Annotated in this window: 13 protein-coding genes and 1 pseudogene; 6 read left to right on the plus strand and 8 right to left on the minus strand. The window is 68.5% G+C overall.

Annotated features, from left to right (window positions below; genetic code table 11):
• Positions 1–2: 2 nt before the first annotated feature.
• The 8 genes and pseudogenes from OVA30_RS21730 to OVA30_RS21765 all read right to left on the minus strand — a co-directional run.
• Positions 3–1,118, minus strand: a complete 1,116-nt coding sequence (locus tag OVA30_RS21730; RefSeq protein WP_268176866.1) for a CgeB family protein — start codon at positions 1,116–1,118, stop codon at positions 3–5.
• Positions 1,115–2,221, minus strand: a complete 1,107-nt coding sequence (locus OVA30_RS21735) for a CgeB family protein (RefSeq protein ID WP_268176868.1) — start codon at positions 2,219–2,221, stop codon at positions 1,115–1,117. Before OVA30_RS21735 ends, OVA30_RS21730 begins: the two co-directional genes overlap by 4 nt.
• Positions 2,218–3,345, minus strand: a complete 1,128-nt coding sequence (locus tag OVA30_RS21740) for a CgeB family protein (RefSeq protein ID WP_268176869.1) — start codon at positions 3,343–3,345, stop codon at positions 2,218–2,220. Before OVA30_RS21740 ends, OVA30_RS21735 begins: the two co-directional genes overlap by 4 nt.
• Positions 3,342–4,448 carry a glycosyltransferase family 4 protein gene (locus OVA30_RS21745; RefSeq protein WP_268176870.1) on the minus strand — a complete coding sequence of 369 codons (1,107 nt, stop codon included), beginning with the start codon at positions 4,446–4,448 and terminating at the stop codon, positions 3,342–3,344. Before OVA30_RS21745 ends, OVA30_RS21740 begins: the two co-directional genes overlap by 4 nt.
• The gene (locus tag OVA30_RS21750; RefSeq protein ID WP_268176871.1) at positions 4,439–5,734 is read right to left on the minus strand and encodes a TIGR04295 family B12-binding domain-containing radical SAM protein; all 1,296 of its coding nucleotides are present in this window, start codon (positions 5,732–5,734) and stop codon (positions 4,439–4,441) included. Before OVA30_RS21750 ends, OVA30_RS21745 begins: the two co-directional genes overlap by 10 nt.
• Positions 5,731–6,822, minus strand: a complete 1,092-nt coding sequence (locus tag OVA30_RS21755) for an NAD-dependent epimerase/dehydratase family protein (protein WP_268176873.1) — start codon at positions 6,820–6,822, stop codon at positions 5,731–5,733. The genes OVA30_RS21750 and OVA30_RS21755 overlap by 4 nt, the downstream gene beginning before the upstream one ends.
• Positions 6,819–7,931, minus strand: coding sequence for an SDR family NAD(P)-dependent oxidoreductase (locus OVA30_RS21760; protein ID WP_268176874.1), 1,113 nt, complete (start codon positions 7,929–7,931; stop codon positions 6,819–6,821). Before OVA30_RS21760 ends, OVA30_RS21755 begins: the two co-directional genes overlap by 4 nt.
• 407 nt (positions 7,932–8,338) lie before the next feature.
• Positions 8,339–8,515 (minus strand): annotated as a pseudogene (locus OVA30_RS21765) (IS3 family transposase); the annotation flags it as partial.
• A gap of 499 nt (positions 8,516–9,014) precedes the next feature.
• Here OVA30_RS21765 and exbB point away from each other — a divergent pair.
• The 6 genes from exbB to OVA30_RS21795 all read left to right on the plus strand — a co-directional run bounded on the left by exbB (position 9,015) and on the right by OVA30_RS21795 (position 16,528).
• Entirely contained in the window at positions 9,015–9,947 is a 933-nt protein-coding gene (gene exbB, locus OVA30_RS21770; RefSeq protein ID WP_268176875.1) for a tonB-system energizer ExbB, read from the plus strand.
• Positions 9,948–9,951: 4 nt separating this feature from the next.
• On the plus strand, positions 9,952–10,389 hold the full coding sequence (exbD, locus tag OVA30_RS21775; RefSeq protein ID WP_268176876.1) for a TonB system transport protein ExbD: 438 nt from the start codon (positions 9,952–9,954) through the stop codon (positions 10,387–10,389).
• Positions 10,386–11,270, plus strand: a complete 885-nt coding sequence (locus OVA30_RS21780) for an energy transducer TonB family protein (RefSeq protein WP_268176877.1) — start codon at positions 10,386–10,388, stop codon at positions 11,268–11,270. Before exbD ends, OVA30_RS21780 begins: the two co-directional genes overlap by 4 nt.
• 326 nt (positions 11,271–11,596) lie before the next feature.
• A complete protein-coding gene (locus OVA30_RS21785) occupies positions 11,597–14,143 on the plus strand; it encodes a TonB-dependent siderophore receptor (protein ID WP_268176879.1) in 2,547 nt (848 codons plus the stop codon).
• 238 nt (positions 14,144–14,381) lie between these two features.
• Positions 14,382–14,861, plus strand: coding sequence for a hypothetical protein (locus OVA30_RS21790; protein ID WP_268176880.1), 480 nt, complete (start codon positions 14,382–14,384; stop codon positions 14,859–14,861).
• On the plus strand, positions 14,786–16,528 hold the full coding sequence (locus tag OVA30_RS21795; RefSeq protein ID WP_268176881.1) for an ABC transporter ATP-binding protein/permease: 1,743 nt from the start codon (positions 14,786–14,788) through the stop codon (positions 16,526–16,528). Before OVA30_RS21790 ends, OVA30_RS21795 begins: the two co-directional genes overlap by 76 nt.
• Positions 16,529–16,608: the final 80 nt, after the last annotated feature.

A 16,608-nucleotide genomic window follows, 5' to 3' on the forward strand; every position in this document is an offset into this window, starting at 1 on the left:
CCTCAGTTGGTGACCGTTCGAGGAGGCGTTCGGAGGAATGCCAGTCGGGCCGCTGCTTCGCGCAGGTGCGTTTCGAATTCCGCGGCGCGGTGGGCGGCGGAATGCCGGGCGAGGATCGCGGCACGGCCCGCCTCGCCGATCCGGCGGCGCTCGGGTTCAGGTCGATCGCGCAGAATCGCCAGCACGGCGTCCGGCCCCTCGGGGCACAGGATCTCGCGGCCAGGCGCGAGGATCGTGTCGAGGCCGTCCCAGCGGTCGCTCAGGATCGGGATGGCGCAGGCGGCGGCCTCGAATAGGCGCACGCTCGGGCTGTAGCCCGCCGCGGTCATGTCGGCGCGGGTGACGTTCAGGGTGTAGCGGCTCTGCCCGTAGAAGGCCGGATGGGCCTCCGGCGGAAGGTGATCGCTGCGGGTCACGTTGGCCGGCCAGTCGATCCCGTCCGGGTATTGCGGGCCGGAGACCGCGAAGCGCAGCTCGGGCGCGCGGCGCGCCGGCTCGATCAGCAATTGCTCCAGGATCGGCTGCCGGTCGGGGCTGTAGGTGCCGAGATAGCTCAGATCATAGGCTTTTTCTCCTGCAGACGGCGGATAGGCCTCCGGATCCACCGAGCAGTAGAGAGCACGCGCCGCGGGCGAGCCGTAGCGCTCCTCCAGCCGCTCCAGGGTCGGGCCGCCGGTGAAGGAGAGATAGAGGTCGTAAGCTTCGATCTGATTGGCTTCGAGATAGGCGCAGGTGCCGGCGGCGAGGTTCGCCAGCGTCACCGGCGTATCGATGTCGTAGAAGGCGCGGGTGCCCTCCGCCCAGGCGAGGACGCGGCGGCCCACCGCGATCCCATCGGGCACGTAGGAGCCGACGACGACGGCATCCGCCTGTTCGATCGCTGCGCGGTGGTCCTCGAGGTCGTCGAGGTCGGCGTAGAGGGCCAGTCTGCAGAAGTCCGGATCGGTCAGGTCGCGGTGGGCCGCATACCAGGGCACGTCGCGCTCCAAGAACAGGACTTCGTGGCCGCGGGCCGCGAAGGCCCGGAGCAGGGCGCGGTAGGTGGTGGCGTGGCCGTTGCCCCATGACGAGGACAGGCTCAGACCCAGCACCACGAGGCGCAGCGGCGTGCGCGTCATGCGACGCTCCGGCGAAGCACCCCGCAGGCCCGGCGCTCCCTCTCGTCCCGGAGAATCGCGTCGACCTGCGCACCGCGGCGCGCGTAGGTGTGCTCGGCGGCGATCCGCAGGCGGGCGGCCTCGCCGATGGCGCGGGCGCGCTCCGGTGTCAGCGCAGCGACGTGGTCGGCGACGTCGCGCCCGTCACGGGCGACGAGCACCTCCTCACCCTCCTTGAGGAACAGGCCGAGGCCTTCCCAGGCGTCGGTGATGAGGCAGGCGCCCGCGCCCGCCGCCTCGAACACGCGAGTGGCGGGCGAGAAGCCGACCGCCGCCATGCTGTCGCGGGCGATGTTGAGAACGGCGCGGGGGGTGACGTTGAAGGCGTTGTGATCGCGCGTCGAGACGTGGCCGAGATGGCGGACGTTGAGCGGAAGCCCGCGGCTTTCCCAGCCGCTGCCGCCGAGTAGAAAGCTCCGCTCCGGCAGGCGCGCGGCGGCCGCGAGGAAAAAGCGCTCGACCCGCGCCTCACGGTCCGGCAGCCGGTTGCCGAGAAAGGCGAGGTCGGCCGAGAAGCGCGGATCGGGCGGGACCGGATGGTGAGTCTCGGAATCCAGCGCGTTGTAAACCGGGATGCAGGCACGCGCTCCGAAACCTTCATAGGCCGCGATCACAGGCGGGCCGCCGCCATAGGTCAGCACGAAGTCGAGAGCGGGCATCGCCCGGTGGAGGGCGTGGTCCGGGTTGGCCCGCATCTCGGCCAGCGTCGCGGGCGCATCGACATCCCAGAAGATGCGGATGGCGTCCGGATGCGCGGCGGCGACGACGCCTTCCAGCAATTCGTCGTCGAACACGCCGACGCCGCTTGCCTTGACGACGACGTCGGCCTCTGCGGCTTGCGCGATCACCGCGCGGGCGGCCTCGAGGGTCGCGGGATAGACCTGCACCTCGGCCCAGTCCGGCGGGTCGATGTCGCGGTGGCTCTGCCGGTCGAAGGCGTCCGGCTCGTAGAAGGTGATGCGGTGCCCGCGCCTCGCGAGGTCGGCGAGCATGCCCCGGTAATAGGTCGCGGCCCCGTTCCAGTAGGACGAGAGCAGGGAGGAGCCGTAGAACGCGATTTTCACGGGGCGGCCTCCATCCGGGCAGGCACGTTCAGGGACGTGGTCAAGGAATCATGGATCGCGAGGAGTTCATCGGCGCGGTGCCGGCAGGTGTGCCGGGCTCGGATCGTGGCGAGGCCATGGGCGGCGAGAGACCGGCGCAGGCTCGCATCTTCGCGCAGCGCCAGCAGGTGGGCCTCCATCTGCTCTCCATCGCGGGCGATCAGGTAGTCCGAGCCCGGCTTGAACAGCCCTTCGGCATCGTTCCAGGGGGCGCAGGCCAGCGGCAGGCCGCAGGCGAGGGCCTCGAACACCCGGATTGTCGGGATGCCGGGTAAGGCCTCGACATAGAAGCGGCGCGGCACGTGAACCGTCGCCAGCGCATGGGCGAAGAGGGTGGGCGCGGCGGCGTTCGGGGCCCAGCCGTGATAGCGCGCGCCGTAGCGTTCAAGCGTCGCGAGCGCCTCGGCGGGGTAGCGCACGCCGTGGATGTCGAGGGAGAGGCCCGCGGCCTGGGCTGGACGGAACAGGAACGTCTCAAGTTCCTGCGTGCGCTCGCCGTCGCCCCAGTTGCCGATCCAGACGAGACCGGCCCGCGGCACCTCCGTCTCCGCCGGTGGCCGGAACAGGCGCGTATCGGCGGCCTCGTGCCAGACGTAGGCGCGCGCGCCCCAGCCCCAGCTGCGATAGACCTCGGCCAGCGTCTCGCCGAAGGCGAGGATGCCGTCGTAGCCCGAGAGGTCGAAGCGGCGCATCGCGTCAGGCGCGCTCACCGCGCGGTGATGCGTATCGTGGAACAGAAGCGTGTCGATGCGGCCGCCCTTCCGAGCCCGACCGAGCGCAGCGACCAGAGCCGGCTCGTTCCATTCGTGGACGACGACGAGGTCGGCGCCCTCGACGTATTCCACGGCCGCCTCGATCGTGGCGTAGGTCTTCGGCGACAGCTCAGGATAGGGCGCGAGCGAGGCCTCGAGTCCGGCGGGGCCATGGTCGCGAAGCAGGTTCTCCCGGCTCCAGGCGCCCTCTGGCTCGTAGGCCTCGATTGCATGGCCGAGGCTGGCCAACTCGCGCAGCACGCCGCGCAAGAAGTGCGCGTTGCCGTGATTCCAGCATGAGGCGAGAGAGTGGGTGAAGTAGACGATCCTCATGCCGCCGCCTCGTCGAGCGCCGGGTGCAGGCCACGGACGATGCGGGCCACGCCCGCAACCATGGCCTCGGTGCCATAGGCGGCGGCGCGGGTGCGGGCGGCCCGGCCGAGCGCCGCGCGGCTCGCCGGGTCGGCAAAGAGGTCTTGCACGGCGCGGGCCGCCGCCGCGTCGTCGTCGGAAGGGACGAACAGCGCCGCGCCATCCCACAACTCGCGAAAACTCTCGATGTCGGAGAGCACCAGGGCGCAGCCGGCGCCCGCCGCCTCCAGCACCGCGAGGCCGAAAGGCTCGTAGCGGGCAAGACTCACGAAGACAGGCCGGAGGCTCAGCTCCCGCGCGATCTCCTCGTCGTCGAGGCGGCCGAGGCAGTCGAGGGCGGTGAGCGCCACCCGTTGGCCCATCGGCCCGGCCACGGGGCCGGCGGCGCGAAGCGGCACCGATAGGCGCGCGGCCAGCCGATCGAGCGCGGCGGCATTCTTGGCCGGGTCCCACAGGCGCCCGGCGGTGAAGACGTGGGACGCGGGTTCCGCCTCGGACGAGACGGGGACATCCCGGCCGTTGCGCACGACGAGGGGCGCCTGCGCCAGCCCGTAGGCCGCCTGCGTCGTCCGGGCGAAGGCGTGGGTCGGGGCGATCAGCCGGTCGGCTTTGCGGCAGCCCTGCGCATTGAGGTCGCGCCGCCACGCCAGATCCGCGGGCAGCGGGCCCGACGCCACGGTGGCCCACCAGGTCGCAACGCAGGAATGGCAGACCGCCACGACCGGCGCGGTGAAGTCGCTGAGCGCCAGAGCCGGGCTATGCAGGTGGACGAGGTCGGCGCCGGTCTCGTCCGCGAGGCGGGCGAGCGCGTCCGATGCGTCTCGAACTTCGGCGGCGCTCTCGGCGGTCCAATCGAGGGGCAGGTTCGTCGTGAGAATGCGGGCGCCGCTGATCTCTTGCGCACGCGCGATCCGCTCGGGCGCAGGCGCCGGTCCCATCAGGGCGACGCTGACGGAGGCGCCCCGGCGGGTGAGTCCGGCGGCGAGGTCGAGCGTGTATTGCCAGACGCCGCCCAGCGCGTCGGCGCTCATCAGGATGTGGGGACGGGCGGCAGTCAGCGGCATCCGCAGGTCGCTTCCAACTCGGGCAGCGGGAGCGGGCGCTCCTCCTGGATGTCGCTGAAGCGGGTGAACTGGCCGAGATAATGGGCGTGCGCCCGCTCCCAGGCCGTGTCGTCCGGTTCGCCCCAGAGCCGCCGGTAATCGGGCGAGCTGGGATAGGGGTAGAGCGGCACCGGATCGTTCGCCCAGACTCCCGCGCCGCGCAGCCGGTCGCGCCAGGCGGCGACGAGGTCGGGATCGTCGCCTGCCACCGCGATCAGGTTCGCCTGGACGAATGGCACGGTGCGGCGGGCGTGGATCAGGCGCTCGGCGAGGTCGTCGGTCGAGGCGCGGCAGCGCTTGTCGAGTGCGGCGCGTCCCTCCTCGGTCAGACTCTCAATGCCCGCCTCGATCGAGACGCAGCCCGCCGCCCCAAGCAGGTCGAGCATATCGGGCTTCCACAGATCGATCCGGGTCTGCACCCCGAACTTCACTTGGCGTCCGACCAGGGCCTCCAGAAGCGGCTTCTGCGGCAGAAAGATCTCATCGACGAAGTAGAGGTAGGTGACGCCCTGGGAGATCAGCCCATCGATCTCCTCAAGGACGATCGGCAGGTCGCGGCGGCGATAGGCATCGCGAAAATCGATCTTCGCGCAGAAGCTGCAAGTATAGGGGCAGCCGCGCGAGGCCTCGATCTCGGCGCCGGGCCCGTCGGGAGCGGTGTCGAAGCGGTGGTGATGGTGATGGTGGCGGGCAATCCAGGCATCGGGCCAGGCAAGCGCCGGCAAGTCGGTGAAGCGCCCGGCATGGGGCGGCCCTGTCACGACGATACCGCCCTCTGCGTCGCGATACGCGAGGGCGGGCAGGCTGCGCAGATCGTCCGTCTCGGCCAGACGAGCCACGATCTCCTCGCACTCGCCCCGCACGACCACGTCGCAACCGAGTTTTTCCAGCGTCGGGCGTGGCGTGGCCGAGCCATGCGGGCCAACCGCGACGGTGCGCCCACCGCGGCCTTGAAGCGCGTCGAGGAAGGCGCGCGGCACCCGCATCTCAGGCGGGGCGCAGCGCCAGAACAGGTAGGTCGGCGCCGTCGTGATCACGGTCATCGCGGGCGCGAAGGCCGCGATCCGCTCGGCGCCCTCCGCGGCACTCAGGCCTTCGAGATGGCAGTCAACGAGCAGCGTCTCGTGGCCGCCCGCCTCCAGCAAAGCGGCGGCGTAGCCGAGTTCGAGCGGCAGATGGGCCTCGCGGCAGCCGAAATAGATGCTGTTGCGGTAGTCCCAGGGCGGGTTGACGAAGGCGACCCTCATAGCACCGCCTCCGGTTGACGGGCGGCCCGGCTCGTCTCGGCCTCCGCGTCGAGCCATTGCGTGAGCCACGCGGCGAGGTCGGCCACGCCCTCGCGCCAGGGTAGCGGGGGGTCGAGACCGAGCATCGATGCGGCGCGGCGCGTATCGGAGACGTAGTAGCGCTGGTCGCCGGGCCGCCACGCGCCGGTTTCGATTCCGACCTCGCGCCCGAGCAGCGTGCCGAGATAAGCGATCAGCCCGCGCAGGCTCACCGCGTTGTCCGGGCCGCCGCCGAGGTTGAACGCTCGCCCGGCCACCCGGTCGATCCGCGCCAGCGCTGCTCGGTAGGCCGCGACCGCGTCGCGGACGTGAAGGATGTCGCGTACCTGCCGCCCGTCACCGTAGAGGGTCACGGTTCGGTTCGTCAGTGCCCGGATCAGGAAATGGGCGACCCAGCCCTGGTCCTCGTTGCCCATCTGGCGGGGGCCGTAGATGCAGCTCATGCGCATCACGACTGTCGGCAAGCCGTAGCTGCGGGCGTAGTCGAGCACGTAGGCATCCGCCGCGCCCTTCGAGCAGCCGTAGGGGGTGTGAAAATCGAGCGGGCGATCCTCGCCGACACCATGGGCGCGCAAGTTTGGATCGGTCGGCCGGTAGGCGTCACCCTCGACCGCCAGCTCAACGTCGGGCAAGCCGCCATAGACCTTGTTGGTCGAGGCGAAGAGCAGGGGGACCGCACCCCGGCGGGCGCGCAGGGCCTCCAGCAGGGTCAACGTACCGCCGAGATTGACCTCCATGTCCTCCCAAGGCGCGGTCATGCTCGTCGTCACAGCGACTTGGGCGGCGAAGTGGAACACCGCGCCGGCCTCCCGCACGGCGAGGGCGAGCTCAGCACCGTCGCGGATGTCGGCGATCACCGGCACGATCCGCGCGCCGTGGCGTTCGGTGAGCCAAGCCAGGTTTGCCTCGACGCCGGGACGCGTCAGAGCATCGTAGACGAGGACGGTCTGCCCCTCGGCGGCGAGCTGATCAGCGAGGTTGGCGCCGACGAAGCCGGCACCACCGGTGACGAGGACCGGGCGCGTGGCGGTCGTGGTCGGCCCGCTCACGCGACGAGACCTCGGGCTTCGAGTTCACGCCTGGCCTCGGCCACGCGGTCGACCGCCTGCTGCTCGGCAACCCATGCCGCGAGTTCGGCCAATCCTTCGGCGAAGTCGCGCTTTGGCGCGTAGCCGAGTTCGCGGGCGATCTTGCCGATGTCGGCGATGCAGTGCCGGATGTCGCCGGCCCGCGCCTGCCCCGTAACCTGCGGAGCGATCTCCTCGCGACCCATGGCGCGGGCGAGCAGACGCGCCACCTCGTTGACGGTGCGGTCCTCGCCGGAGCCGACATTGTAGACCTGCCCGGCGGCAGCTGGATGCTCCAGCGCCAGCACGAAGGCCTGGGCCACATCCTCGACATGTACGAAATCGCGCCGCTGCTCGCCGTCCTCGAAGATCATCGGCGGCTGTCCGTGGAGGAGGCGCGCCGCGAAGATCGCCAGCACGCCGGTATACGGGTTTGAGAGCGCCTGGCCCGGCCCGTAGACGTTCCAAAGGCGGAGCGCCACGCCCTCCATGCCGTAGGCAGGGGCGAGCGTGAGCGTCAGGCGCTCCTGCATGTACTTCGTCAGCGCATAGACGGAGGCGAGCGCCGGGCGCTTCGATTCGGGGGTCGGCACGGGGCGCATCGGGCGGCCCTGCTGATCGGGCGGATCCCACAGTTCGCCGGAGCGGCGCGGCGGGCGAACGGCGTCCTCGACGGTGGCATCGGCTTCTGTCCGGTAAAGGCCCTCGCCGTATATGCTCATGGAGGAAGCGACGACGACGCGCTGGACCGGCGCCTCGATCAGCGCCTGAAACAGGGTCGCGGTCCCGCAATCATTGACCGAGACGTAGCGTTCGACCGCGTACATGCTCTGCCCGACGCCGACCTCCGCCGCCAGGTGGACGACATGGGTCGCACCCGCAATCGCCCGCGCCACCGCCTCGGCATCACGGACATCGCCCTCGACGAACTCCACGGCCGGATCGAGAGAGAGGGGCTGGCCGGTGCCGCCATGCACCTGCTCGATCAGGCTATCGAGCACGCGGACTCGGTAACCCCGCGCCAGCAGCGCACTCGCAAGATGCCGGCCTATAAAGCCCGCTCCACCGGTGATCAGAGCCAGTTTTTTCATATTTGCGCGACGACTCCTGTGCTTACAGAAAACGTGCAAATATAATCAAAAATCAAATTTCGTAACTTAAGTTATTTTATCGCACCTTCATAGATTGATGGTCGATAAGCGACCGATTTCGCCGAGGTGTATGGTCTCGTTGCGGCGAAACACTGGGATGAGGATCTTTGTTCCTGCTTTTCATCTGGCGATGACGGGAAGCCGTCCGACCAGCCCGGCATCGGAATTGGCCTACGCCTCGCTGTGGCGGCATGCGCCGCCAAGACGTGCAGTGGATGGCCTGCTCGGAAGCACAGTGGCGTTGATTGGGTTGAGGCTGATCGGTCGATCCCTGAGCGGCGTTAGTCAACGATCTCTGCGGACGGCATTGATCTCCTGAAACTACGGGACATTGATAGTTGAGAGGCTGCCCGTAGCCGCAGGCATGAGCCGTCCCCGTCCCGGATGAGGCCACGCTTGGATTGTCTGGCCGGGACCTTCAGGCCTTCGCGCCGACAGGTCCGCTCGCCCCGCTTGTCGTTGACCCGCCCGCTCGCTGCCTTCAACAGATCGCTGACCTTGCGATAGCCGTAGCGGCTATACTTCTCGGCCGAAGCCAGCCGGTCACGTCAGCGGAAGCGCGGCTTGTTCAATCAGCAGTCGTCTCCATACCCGCAGGCGACGGAGCACAAGATAAAAGTGGGTTTGCAGAATTTACTTCGTCGTTCGGGAGCGGCGCTGGGTCGTGGAGCGGACCTTCGGCTGGCTCAGTCATTGGGGCGGCCTGCATCGGGAGTGCTCTGGCGACCTCGACCGGGCGTCTCGCCTGTGTCGCCAGCCTCATAGCCGCCAATGCCCTCAACAACCCAGCCTGAAGAAGCTCAAACAGGCTCTGACGCCAACCAGCAGCCTCTGGAAAACATAGGGTAGGTCAATCCCAGCATTGCCTCGTGGCAGGTCAGCCCTCTCGAACCGTCAAAATAATTTGACGTCGCGCTGTCGCTTTCTCGATCTCGCCCGTCAGCCCCAGTGAAGCCCGTGACGGCGACCGAGAGGGGTTGGTACGCAATGCTGGGATCAAACTTCGCGCGAATGGACCGCCGGATGAAGGAGAGGGCGCGCCTCTCCGTTGTGGCTGTGCTGACGGTGCCGGTCGTGCTGCTCGCGCCACTATCGGCCTCGGCACAGGACGAGGCGCAGCCTTCGCCCGCCGCCGCCTATTCGGTCTCGCAGCCCCCCGGCGAGGTCGTGCAACCGGCCTCTCCGGCAGCGCCCACCGCAGAAGCCGCCCCGCCCGCGACGCCTGCACAGATCCCGGCCGCGAAGCCGGACAAGGCCGTCCACGACCTTTCGCCGATGGGGATGTTCCTCAACGCCGATCCGGTCGTGCAAGCCGTGATGCTGCTCCTGGCCGCCGCCTCGGTGGTCACTTGGACCATCCTGCTCGTGAAGGTCCTGAGCCTCCTCCTGGCCAAGCGCGGGATGAGAGCCAGCCTCAAGGAGATCCGGGCGTCCGCCACCCTGGCGGAGGCCGGTCAGCGGGTGCGCCGCGGGGTCGGCGCCCTTCTCCTGGTCGAGGCCGAGGAGGAGTTGACCCTTTCGCGGGGCCTGCCGAGCGAGGGCGTCAAGGAGCGGGCGGCGATCGCTCTGGGCCGGATCGAGGCCATGGTCGGCAAGCGCATGGCGTCCGGAACCGGCATCCTGGCCACCGTCGGCTCGATCGGCCCCTTCGTCGGCCTGTTCGGCACCGTCTGGGGCATCATGGGCAGCTTCATCGGCATCGCCAACTCGAACACCACCAACCTCGCCGTGGTCGCTCCCGGCATCGCCGAGGCGCTGCTCGCCACCGGGATCGGCCTCGTTGCCGCGATCCCGGCCGTCGTCATCTACAACGCGCTGACCCGCTCCATCACCGGCTACCGCGCCATGACCGGCGACGCCGTGGCGCTGATCATGCGCCACCTCTCGCGCGACCTCGACCGCCGCGAGTTTGGGACCTACGGCGCCAAGTCCGGCATCCGCGTCGCGGCGGAGTGAGCCGATGGCCGTCAATCTCGGATCGAACGACAGCGGCGATCTCGCCGAGAACGCCGACATCAACATCACGCCGTTCATCGACGTGATCCTGGTGCTGCTGATCATCTTCATGGTGGCCGCGCCACTCTCGACGGTCGACGTACCGGTCGAGCTGCCGGTCTCCGCGGCGCCACAGCAGCCGCGCCCCGACAAGCCGATCTTCGTCAGCGTCAAGGCCGATCTCGGCGTCGCGCTGGGCGAGGACGCGGTGGACCGGCCGGCCCTGGGGGCAGCCCTCGATGCCGCGACAAAGGGCAACAAGGACGAGCGCATCTTCCTGCGCGCCGACAAGGGCGTGCCCTACGGCGAGCTGATGGGGGTGATGAACCTGCTGCGCGGCGCCGGCTACCTCAAGGTCGGCCTCGTCGGCCTCGAAGACACGTCCGGGGGAGGTCAGCCGTGATCCATCCGCCGCCCGAAGCCTTCGTGCGGGCCGCCGAGCGGAACCGCATGCATCAGGAGAGCCGCGAATCCTCGTCGGCGGTCCCGATCCTGGGCTGGGCGGTGGCGGGCCTGCTGACGCTCGGGGTTCATGTCGGCCTCTACCTCCTCCTGACCCGTCAGGCCGAGACGCCACCCACCCCCCTCGAAATGCCCGCGGCGGTGATGATCGACATGTCGCCGGAGCCCACCGTGGCTCAGTCGGCGACGGACAACGCCAGCAACGAGCCGGAGGCACAGAACACCGAGCAGGCCGAACCGGAGCCGGCGGAGGAAGCCCCTCCGCCGCCCGATCCCGAGCCGGTCGTCGAGGCCCCGCCCCCTCCTCCCCAGGTCAAGCCCGAGGCCGTACTGCCGCCGACGCCGCCCAAAGAGGTGAAGAAGCCCGAGCCGAAGAAGCCCGAACCCAAGCCGCTCAAGAAGAAGGCGCAGAAGAAGCCCACCAAGCCTGTTGTCCAGAAGAAGGACAGGCCGAGCGCGGCCTCCCGCAACGGCGGCGGCCCGCGCTCGGACCAGCAGAACGCCGCTCGCACCGCGGCATCCGCGGCCGGTGCCGCGGTCAGCCAGGCGTCGCGGGCGTCCTGGCAGAACGAGATGCGGACGCGGATCGTGCGGGCGAAGCGGTTTCCTGCCGGGGCCGCCGGCGCGTCCGGGATAGCGGTGGTGAGCGTGACGTTTTCCGGCAACGGCAGCGTGAGCAGCGCCCAGCTGATCCGCTCGTCGGGCAACGCGGCGCTCGATGCCGAGGCGGTGGCGGTGATGCACCGCGCCGCGCCCTTCCCGCCGCCGCCCGGCGGACAGGCGATCACACAGACCATCCCGCTCAACTTCAGTCGGCGGTGACGCGGGCCCAAGCCTCGGCGTCCTGAAGGGCGCCCGGCCTCGGCCGCGGGGGAGATTGGCCCGTGGGCGGGCGCGTCCCGACCCGTGCCCCGGCACCCAAAGATCGAGCGAAGCCTGGAGCGGTCCGCGTGAAGGGCGCCGTTGCGCGCGCTCGCCCGGCGGGGTGAGCAGCGGGTGGCCTGCGAAGGCGCCATCCCAGCCCCATGCGGCTTCATCTTCACACGGTGCAGTAGTTCAAAAAAAATCTCGGGTCGCACTGACGCTTTCGTGATGTGAGCCGACAGGCTTTCTTGAGACTGCAGAAAATGCGGTTGGGGGATAAAGTGATGCCGCAAGGTAAAGACTGCGATATTGTGCATCTCAACCGACACGCGCCGACGCGTGGACGCGTGCGGGGCGTAACGACGGCACGCGCCGCGTCGGTCGCGGTCGCCGTGGAATCGGCCACCTCGCGATCACGGACGTTTCAGGCCGGCTTGCTGGCGCTTCTGATGGGAGCGAGCCCGGCGCCGCTGCTCGTCCTCTCCGCGTCGAAGAGCTGGGCCGCTGGCGAGATCGTGTTCGACATCCCGGCCGGCGATCTCGGTGGCGTATTGGCCCAGATCGGGCGGATCGGGGCGCAGCCGATCTCGTTCCCGGCGGATCTGACGCGCGGGCGCCGGGCTGGCCCGATCGTCGGACGAATGGGTGTCCAGGCAGCTCTGGCGCGTGCGCTTGCCGGCACCGGCCTCGTGATCGTGCCAGGCCCCGCCGGCGCCCTGAAAGTCAGCGCCAGCAGCGCGCCCGCGCCTGCGCCCGCCGCCGTGGCGGGCGACATCGCGGCCATCGATGTGGTCGATGCCAACACCGGCTCGCCCTACGGTGATCGCGGCTTCCAGGCCGGTGCCGCGGGCGACACCCTCCGGATCGCAGACGCGCCCCTCAAGGAAACTCCGGTCTCGGTCTCGGTGGTGACGAACGAGGTGCTCCGGTCCCAGAACGTCACCAACCCCCTGGACGCGGCGCGCAACGCCGCGGGCGTGGTCGTCACGCCCACGGCGAACGGTCAGCCGAGATTCCTCATCCGGGGCTTCGAGACCAGGGGCTTCTCGGTGAACGGCGCGCAGAGCGTCACGCTCCAGCAGCTCCCGATCGACGCCGTCGATCGCGTCGAGGTCCTGAAGGGGCCGACGGCAATCCTGACCGGGGTGAACGCCGACGGCGGCGGTCTGGTCAACCTCACGCTCAAGAAGCCGACGAGCGAGACGATCCGCGAGCTGACGGCCCGCTACGGAACCTTCAACTACAAGACCATCGCCCTCGATCTCGGCGGCGTGATGCCGGAACTCGAAGGGACGACCTATCGCTTCGTCAGCTCCCTCAACCATGCCGACCAGTCGGAATTCGGCTACCGCGATCCGAGCGAGTTTCTCGTCATGCCGAGCGTGCGGTGGCAGGGAGAGGGCCTCACCTTGACCACCGGTCTGCGCTACATCCAGACGCGCGGCGTCCCACAGGCGCGCTTCGGCTACCGCGCCCTCGATCCGATCACCGGCGAGCCCTCAATCTTCAAGATCCCCGGCAACGGCCCCGGCAATCCCAACGCACATTTCGACGGCAAGGAACTCACCTACGACACAGAACAGAGCTATCATGCCGGAACCCTGTTCGGTCTCTTCGATGTGACCTTCAACAATATCTTCCAGCATCAGTCGGCCCGCTATATCGGCCCGTCCTTCGCATTTGGGACAAGTGGCTTCGGCTACGATCAGCCTGTCGTCCAAATCGGATCGGACTCGCGCAACGAGAATATCACCGAGCGGTTGAGCATGTCGCTCCGGTATGAGGACGACCTTTTCAGAAGTACGACGAAGTTTGGCTTCGACTACCTATCGCAAGGGAGCACTACGCGGAATAGTAATTCCTCGTTCGATCCTGATTTCAATTTCCTGACCAACACACCAAGGCAGCAACTAATCAGCTCAGGGTACGAATTTTACAGCATTTCCAACAATATCTATCGCGGCGGCTATATGGTCGAGAAGCTCGATCTTTTCAACAACAAGCTCCACATCCTGGGAATGACGCGATGGGACTGGTTCAGCCAATCCGGCCGGGGCGGGCAGGATGGGTTCGGCGACGATCGGTATTCAAACAGCAAAAACCAAGCCTTAGCCTACACTTTCGGCGCCCTCCTCGATCTTCCCTACGATCTCGGTGTCTACATCAACCGCAGCGACGGGCGCATTCCGCAAGTTCCAGTCGCCGGCATCAGCATCCCACCGGTTGGGCGCACGCTCAATGAGTTCGGGCTGCGTTCCTCCATGTTCGACAACAGGTTCAATACCACGCTGAGCTTCTTCGAACTCAGGGAGTCGGATCTGACTCTCGTCATACAGAACTCACCCGGCTTCCCCAACAACATCGAAGTCGTCAACACCCAGGGCCTCGAGTCGCGCGGGATCGAGCTCGAAGGGCAAGGCGAGATACTGCCCGGCTGGAACGTGATCGCGAACGTAACCCGGCTCTGGACGCGGTCCCTCGATCCGGAAGGACGCGGTCTCGACCCGAGCGCCGGACGGCCGGCCTATCAGGGTAGCCTCTGGACGACCTATACGTGGTCGTCGGGCTGGGCCGAGGGCATCACCATCGGCGGGGGCCTTCGGGGACTGACTGGTTTCAAGGTCAACGCCTCAGAGGAAGAACCCCTGTTCAGGCTGCCCGGCTACGCGATCTTCGACGCGTCCATCGGCTACGTCTCCGGCGACTTCGCCGCCAACCTGAAGATCAACAACCTGTTCGACACGAAAGCGTTCTCAATCACGGAGGCGAGCAACTACCTGCCGCTGGAGCGCGGGCGCAACGTGATCCTGCAGGCGAGCTACCGCTTCTGATCCCGCTTCGGCGCGGCCTCCGCCCCCTGCCGACCCGCCCGGCAGGGGGCGGAATCATCTTCCGAGTTCCACCGTTGGAAGGTCTCCCGTGACGAGCGGAGACCTGCGCGCCCGCATGCGGGCGCGCGACGGTCGGACGATCGAGCCCCGTGCCCGGCCCGAGGCGGTCAGGCACCGCTCCAGCCCTTCCGGTCCGGCGGATGGAAGGGCGTTCCGACATTGTGGCGATCAGCAGATCATGCGTTCTCTGGCGTTCGCGCTTACAGGCACCGGGATGGCCGCCTTCCTCGTGGCGACACGGACGGGCGAGTGGAATCTCCACCTGCTGACGGGCTTCCTCGTCGTGGCGGCGGCTTGCGTCCTTGCCGTTCGCGACGGCTCGACCTTCCTCAAGATCCCGCTCGCTACCTTCGGGTGGGAGGCGGTCGTGCTCGGCCTCTGCACCCTTGCAAGGGCGGAGGGGGCGTGGCCGGCTTGGCTCGCCGACCTCGCCGTCCCGAGCACGGCCGTGATGACGCTCACCCTCCTCGTCATCGTGCTCGCCGCGCTCTGGTCCGTCTCCGTCGTCCGGCGCTGCCTCGTCATCGCCGACCGCTACTTCGACAGGGATGACCGTCTCGGCTGGCGGCTGCCGGGGGGGCGATGCTGCGCGTCCGCGAGCGCCATCTCGGACGGGCGGCGGTATCGCTCACCATCCTGCTGCGTCAGGTCGGCGTGATCCTGACCATCAAGACCCTCTACGTCAGCGCGCAACTCGCCGACGCGCTCCAGGCCGGCGACAGGGCGATGTTCTGGGACGCCCTGCTGGTGCAGATGCCGCTCTGGGCGATCCCCTGGATGATCCTCCATCTCGCGAGCACCTCTCTGGTGGTCGCCTTCTCGGTCCGCTGGCGGCAGGTCCTGTCGGAGGATTACGCCCGGCGCTGGTTCTCGGGCGCGGCTCACTACCGGATGACGCTCGTCAACAGCGGCATCGACAATCCCGATCAGCGCATCCACGAGGACGTTCCGAACTTCATCGGCGGAACGGAAGGCGGCACCTGGGGCGTGTACAGCATCGTCGTGATGATCACGGGCATCCTCAGCTCGTTCCTCATCTACGCGATCGTCCTCTGGAACCTGTCCGAGAGCGTCGACCTGTTCGGCAACGGGGTGCGGATTCCGGGCCTGCTGCTCTGGATCGCGATGGCCTGGGCCGTGATCTCGACCTGCCTCACGATCTGGATCGGCAAACCCATCGTCCCGCTCTCCTTCCGCCAGCAGCATGTCGAGGCGGATTACCGGTTCGGACTGGCCCGAACGCGGGAATACAGCGAGCAGATCGCGCTCTCGCACGGCGGCCGCGCCGAGGCGGCGATCATCGAGAACCGGCTGGGCGCGGTGGTGAGCAACGCCTACCGGCTGCTCGGCATGACGCTCGTCATGAGCGTCCTCGGCTCGATCCTGAACGGGTTGAAGGACAACCTGCACATCCTCCTGCTCGGTCCGCTCGTAATCGCCGGGAAGTTGACCTACGGCTCGCTCACGATTGCCACGTCGGCCTTTTCCGCCGTGAACTCGGTCTTCAGCTTCGTCGTCGACAGCTTCGTCTCCCTCGCGAAGTTCAAGGCGGTGGTCGACCGCCTCTCGACCTTCGACGCCGCACTCGACGCGGTCCACGGCCGCTCGGACGGCACCCGCGTCGAGACCGGCCCCGAGGGGGCGATCCGCCTGTCGGACGTCGCGATCGACCTGCCCGACGGCTCGCCCCTCTACGGCCGGACCAACCTGGTCCTGCGACCGGGTGAGAACGTGCTGCTCTTCGGTCGCTCCGGAACCGGCAAGTCGACGCTGTTTCGCGTCCTGGCGGGCGTCTGGCCGCACTGGCGAGGCACGATCGCGCTGCCGCCGCAGGGCAGCCTCCTCGTCCTGCCGCAAAAGGTGTACCTCCCGTCGGGCGACCTCATGACGGCGGTGAGTTATCCGCGCGTCGCCGATGCCTACCGGCCGGACGACGTGGCCCGGGCCCTGGAAGATGTCGGGCTCGGCGCCCTCGTGCCCAAGCTCCATCACGATGTGAACTGGGCGCAGAAGCTCTCGGGCGGCGAGCAGCAGCGTCTCGCGATCGCCCGCGCCATCCTGGCACGGCCGCGCTGGCTCCTTCTCGACGAAGCGACCTCGGCCCTCGACGCCGCCCTCGAACGGCAGGTCTACGAGGCGCTGCGCCGTCGCCTGCCGACGACGACGCTTCTCTCGATCGGCCATCGCGACAGCCTGCTCGCCTTCCATCCGCGGCGGCTGCGGGCCGAGTCGACGGGGGAAGGCGTCGTCCTCAAGGACATCACCCCCGCCGAGGAGATGGCGAGCCGCACGGCCGGCGCCACGATGGCGGAAGCGCCCGCCTGAGACGGCATCCCGTCCGCCCCCGTCCCCGCACTCAGTCCGCGGCTTCGGCGCCGTCGCCCGGTGCCGCCATCCGACAAGGC

It is taken from the genome of Methylorubrum sp. SL192, from assembly GCF_026672325.1.
In the GTDB taxonomy this organism is placed as follows: Bacteria; Pseudomonadota; Alphaproteobacteria; order Rhizobiales; family Beijerinckiaceae; genus Methylobacterium; species Methylobacterium extorquens.

Bases quoted from the DNA above. Each gene is read 5' to 3' on its own strand.
- OVA30_RS21750 (WP_268176871.1), bottom strand. From the start codon at position 5,734: ATGAGGGTCGCCTTCGTCAACCCGCCCTGGGACTACCGCAACAGCATC.
- exbB (WP_268176875.1), top strand. From the start codon at position 9,015: ATGAAGGAGAGGGCGCGCCTCTCCGTTGTGGCTGTGCTGACGGTGCCG.
- exbD (WP_268176876.1), top strand. From the start codon at position 9,952: ATGGCCGTCAATCTCGGATCGAACGACAGCGGCGATCTCGCCGAGAAC.
- OVA30_RS21790 (WP_268176880.1), top strand. From the start codon at position 14,382: ATGCGTTCTCTGGCGTTCGCGCTTACAGGCACCGGGATGGCCGCCTTC.
- OVA30_RS21785 (WP_268176879.1), top strand. From the start codon at position 11,597: ATGCCGCAAGGTAAAGACTGCGATATTGTGCATCTCAACCGACACGCG.
- OVA30_RS21740 (WP_268176869.1), bottom strand. From the start codon at position 3,345: ATGAGGATCGTCTACTTCACCCACTCTCTCGCCTCATGCTGGAATCAC.
- OVA30_RS21795 (WP_268176881.1), top strand. From the start codon at position 14,786: ATGCTGCGCGTCCGCGAGCGCCATCTCGGACGGGCGGCGGTATCGCTC.
- OVA30_RS21745 (WP_268176870.1), bottom strand. From the start codon at position 4,448: ATGCCGCTGACTGCCGCCCGTCCCCACATCCTGATGAGCGCCGACGCG.
- OVA30_RS21760 (WP_268176874.1), bottom strand. From the start codon at position 7,931: ATGAAAAAACTGGCTCTGATCACCGGTGGAGCGGGCTTTATAGGCCGG.
- OVA30_RS21730 (WP_268176866.1), bottom strand. From the start codon at position 1,118: ATGACGCGCACGCCGCTGCGCCTCGTGGTGCTGGGTCTGAGCCTGTCC.